We start from the raw sequence: 3,632 nt of genomic DNA, 5'->3' as shown, positions 1-3,632 counted from the left end.
CGAGCAAGCACTGAAATCAAAGATTTCAGTGGTCTACAATCAGTGGTGGGTTCAGCAGCCCACAATGATTGCAATTTTTAATTTTATATTTTTAATTTTTAATTTCGAGAAGCGACTTGACGGGCTATTCAGCGACACACTGATGTTGAAAAGATTACTATTGTGTAATTAGGCGATGCTTGTCTAATACCAAATCTATGTGAGCCTGCATAGAATAATTACCTTGTCTGGCATGGAGTTTCAAGTGTTTTATTCTGTGCATTTTCATAGAGAATTGGTATAAGACCGATAAAATACTAAGAATGCTACACTTTCCTAGCATTTAAGGAGTAATGGCTGTGGCTTCCATCACGCTCGACATTTCCGATGAACAATTGCAAAAGCTGCAAGCAATAGCACAAGAGAGTGGTATCTCACTTGAAGATTTGTTACGTGCCAGGATAGAAGACTGGCTCAGTCAGCCGACGAGCGAGTTTGCTCAAGCAGCCAACTATGTGCTGAAGAAAAATGCCGAATTGTACCGACGTTTAGCATGATACGTTACCTGACGGTGGTGGAAGTCCTAAATCTGCATCGTCAGGTTATAGAGCAGTCTGGAGGCGCATTAGGTATACGCGATTTGGGTAGCTTAGAGTCTGCTGTAGCACAACCGAAGATGACTTTTGGTGGAAAAGACTTATATCCCACAATTATTGAAAAGGCTTCAGCATTGGGCTTCTCTTTGAGCAAAAATCATCCTTTCCTTGATGGTAATAAGCGGACTAGTCACGCAGCTATGGAAATATTTCTTGTTTTAAATGGGATGGAAATTGATGCTTTGATCGAAGAACAGGAGCGTGTTGTCTTGCTGTTAGCGGCTGGTGATTTAGGGCGTGAAGAATTTACGGAGTGGCTCAGGCTAAACCTTAGAACAATTTAAACATCTTCTCAAAATGAAACGAAATTCAAATTGGTTCATGATGCGGTCTCCGACACGCACCGTAAACGCAAGAATAAAAATAGCGACTAATAAGGTTTTTTGTTGTCTATGAAACTTACATCAGAAGCTTGGAAATAATAAATCATGCTGGAGAAAAAATTTAAATGAATCTCAGTGCATTGGAATGAGGGTTAGGCTTTTGAGATTTTGAGTTTAAAGAGAAGCCGAACTTGCAAAAGTCCGGCTGAGTTTAATCAATCGTCTATACGTAGTAGCTTGCGATAAAACGGTTGTGAAAAATCGGTCGCACGATGACGTTTATAATTATCCATAACTTCAATTAAAAAATTAATAAACTCGAAACTAGCCATCATCAGTTCGTAACTCAGTTCAGCATTGCCATCAAACTGGATTCGGCAACGGGTTAAGTCTGAGGGTAAAGTTGCAACATTCCAAGAGGCAACAAAGGGAACATGTTCACTGGCTTCTATCTTCCGGTGTCCCTCCAAGACCCCTTTTTGATAAAGACTCATGGCATAGGGTAAGAAATTGCGCCTAGCGCCCTGAATATAAGGTAAGTAAACACTGGCTTGTTGTTGAGTGGCAGGCTGGAGTTGGTCAATAGACATTGTTAAATATGCCAACTGGGGATATTAGTGGATGTTACTAGTATTCCCAAAAGATGTGTATAAAGCACATAGTGGGGAATGGGGGAAAGCAGGGGAGCAGAGGAGAAGTTGCAGTAAGTTTTTCCCCTCTGACCCTCTGCCCCTTTGCACCTCTGCCTCTTGTGCCCAATGACCCATGCCCCAAAAATGAAGTTACTGCTAAGAAATATTAAAATTTCGGTTAGAATAATGCTGCATTAACTTTTATAGAAGCTGGGGAAAATAACACTAAAAATTCCCACTGTAAAGTAGTGGATGTTATTATTGCTGTTTCTCCCAACAACGAGCTGCTACTACCTTGTTATTACTTTGCCCAAAACGGAGTTCTCATTGAAGAAAGTCCTACTCTACAAGCTTCCTGCCTAAATGGCTATCAAAGGAATCAAGCCTCTGTCTAAGAGTAGCAAACGTGGTTAATACGAGGTAATTACGCAGAGTGGCGGTGACAACAAAGGTAGTCCCAGCAGCTTTTGGCTTAGGGATAGCGGGTATTGCAGTTTGCCCATTCCGATTAATATCGGGAAAAGTAGCTTAGGGATATTTGTCCGTAAAATTACTAACTGTAGACAAATACTGGTTTTTGAATCAAGCAACCTAACCTATGCCAGCGAATTCCTGGCCCGAAGAAGATTCTTATCAAGAGCTTGATCCGCTCAACTCCTTGTTGTCTGACCTATCAGCAAATGAGGAGTCAGGGTTAGAGACAGATCCTGTGTCTCTAACACCCCGGTTTCAAGGTCGTAGACGCAAAGCGGCTCTAGTCTTGACTATCGTCTGGAGTAGCACGATCGCTCTACATTTAGTTTCTTGGGCTTCTATATTTATTCTAGGACTGACCACCATTCTAGGATTTCATGCCTTGGTGGTAGTGTTTACTAAATCCCGTCGTTATCCAAAAGAAATACAGGGAGATTTGCCCTCTGTATCTGTATTAGTGGCTGCGAAAAATGAGGAAGCGGTAATTGCTAAATTAGTTAAAAATCTTTGTAATCTGGAATATCCAGGTGGGCAGTACGAAGTATGGATAATTGACGATCACAGCAGTGATAGCACGCCACGTTTATTAGCAGAACTCCAACAGAAACATGACCAACTGAAAGTACTAAGGCGTTCAGCAGAAGCTAGTGGTGGCAAATCGGGAGCGTTGAATCAGGTATTGCCTCTGACAAAGGGCGATATTATAGCAGTATTTGATGCTGATGCCCAAGTGACACCAGACTTACTGCAACAGGTAATACCTTTATTTCAAAGAGAAAAGGTGGGGGCGGTGCAGGTACGAAAAGCGATCGCCAACGCTAAAACAAACTTTTGGACTAAGGGTCAAATGGCCGAAATGGCACTTGATACTTGGTTTCAGCAACAGCGAACCGCCCTTGGTGGCATTGGCGAACTGCGCGGCAATGGTCAATTTGTCCGGCGTTCAGCCTTGGAAAGCTGCGGTGGCTGGAATGAAGAAACCATTACCGATGATTTGGATTTGACAATCCGCTTACATTTAGATAACTGGGATATTGAGTGTGTTTTCCATCCAGCAGTGCAAGAAGAAGGAGTGACAAGTGCAGTTTCACTCTGGCATCAGCGCAACCGTTGGGCAGAAGGCGGTTATCAGCGCTATTTGGATTATTGGGATTTAATTCTCAAAAACCGCATGGGAACGCGCAAAAGCTGGGATTTGCTGATTTTTATGCTGATTATGTATATCTTGCCGACAGCAGCAGTCCCAGATTTATTAATGGCGATCGCTCGTCATCGTCCACCAATGTTAAGTCCCATCACAGGCTTGTCCATTTCTATGTCGATGGTAGGCATGTTTACAGGTTTAAGGCGCATACGTCAAGATCCGAAATTCCCACTTTCTACATATTTTTTGATGCTGGTGCAAACCCTGCGTGGCAGTTTATATATGTTGCACTGGTTAGTCGTTATGAGCAGTACTACTGCCCGGATGTCGGTAAGACCAAAGCGCCTAAAATGGGTGAAAACTTTGCATACCGGGAATGGGGAATAGGGAATGGGGAATGGGGAATGGGGAATAGGGACTGGGG

At 42.8% G+C, this 3,632-nt stretch carries 4 protein-coding genes; 3 read left to right on the top strand and 1 reads right to left on the bottom strand.

Going from position 1 to position 3,632, the window contains the following annotated elements:
• Positions 1 to 332: 332 nt before the first annotated feature.
• Positions 333 to 536, top strand: coding sequence for a DNA-binding protein (locus ACFFAP_RS37110; RefSeq protein ID WP_375515888.1), 204 nt, complete (start codon positions 333 to 335; stop codon positions 534 to 536).
• Complete coding sequence (locus ACFFAP_RS37105; protein ID WP_375515887.1) at positions 533 to 919, top strand: type II toxin-antitoxin system death-on-curing family toxin; 387 nt, start codon at positions 533 to 535, stop codon at positions 917 to 919. Before ACFFAP_RS37110 ends, ACFFAP_RS37105 begins: the two co-directional genes overlap by 4 nt.
• A 254-nt stretch (positions 920 to 1,173) precedes the next feature.
• On the opposite strand, the gene ebsA is transcribed toward ACFFAP_RS37105, so the two are convergent.
• The gene (ebsA, locus tag ACFFAP_RS37100) at positions 1,174 to 1,548 is read right to left on the bottom strand and encodes a type IV pilus biogenesis protein EbsA (RefSeq protein ID WP_375515886.1); all 375 of its coding nucleotides are present in this window, start codon (positions 1,546 to 1,548) and stop codon (positions 1,174 to 1,176) included.
• Positions 1,549 to 2,188: 640 nt separating this feature from the next.
• On the opposite strand from ebsA, the gene ACFFAP_RS37095 reads away from it, so the two are divergent.
• Positions 2,189 to 3,595, top strand: a complete 1,407-nt coding sequence (locus tag ACFFAP_RS37095; protein WP_375515885.1) for a glycosyltransferase — start codon at positions 2,189 to 2,191, stop codon at positions 3,593 to 3,595.
• The last annotated feature ends 37 nt before the right edge of the window (positions 3,596 to 3,632 follow it).

The organism is uncultured Nostoc sp. (assembly GCF_964245575.1).
GTDB lineage: Bacteria > Cyanobacteriota > Cyanobacteriia > Cyanobacteriales > Nostocaceae > Nostoc.
Note: the sequence above shows the minus strand (reverse complement) of the source record. Positions and strands in the feature narration are given on the sequence as shown.

Excerpts from the sequence above, each read along its gene's own strand:
- ACFFAP_RS37105 (WP_375515887.1), top strand. The coding sequence starts at position 533 with ATGATACGTTACCTGACGGTGGTGGAAGTCCTAAATCTGCATCGTCAG.
- ACFFAP_RS37095 (WP_375515885.1), top strand. The coding sequence starts at position 2,189 with ATGCCAGCGAATTCCTGGCCCGAAGAAGATTCTTATCAAGAGCTTGAT.
- ebsA (WP_375515886.1), bottom strand. The coding sequence starts at position 1,548 with ATGTCTATTGACCAACTCCAGCCTGCCACTCAACAACAAGCCAGTGTT.
- ACFFAP_RS37110 (WP_375515888.1), top strand. The coding sequence starts at position 333 with ATGGCTGTGGCTTCCATCACGCTCGACATTTCCGATGAACAATTGCAA.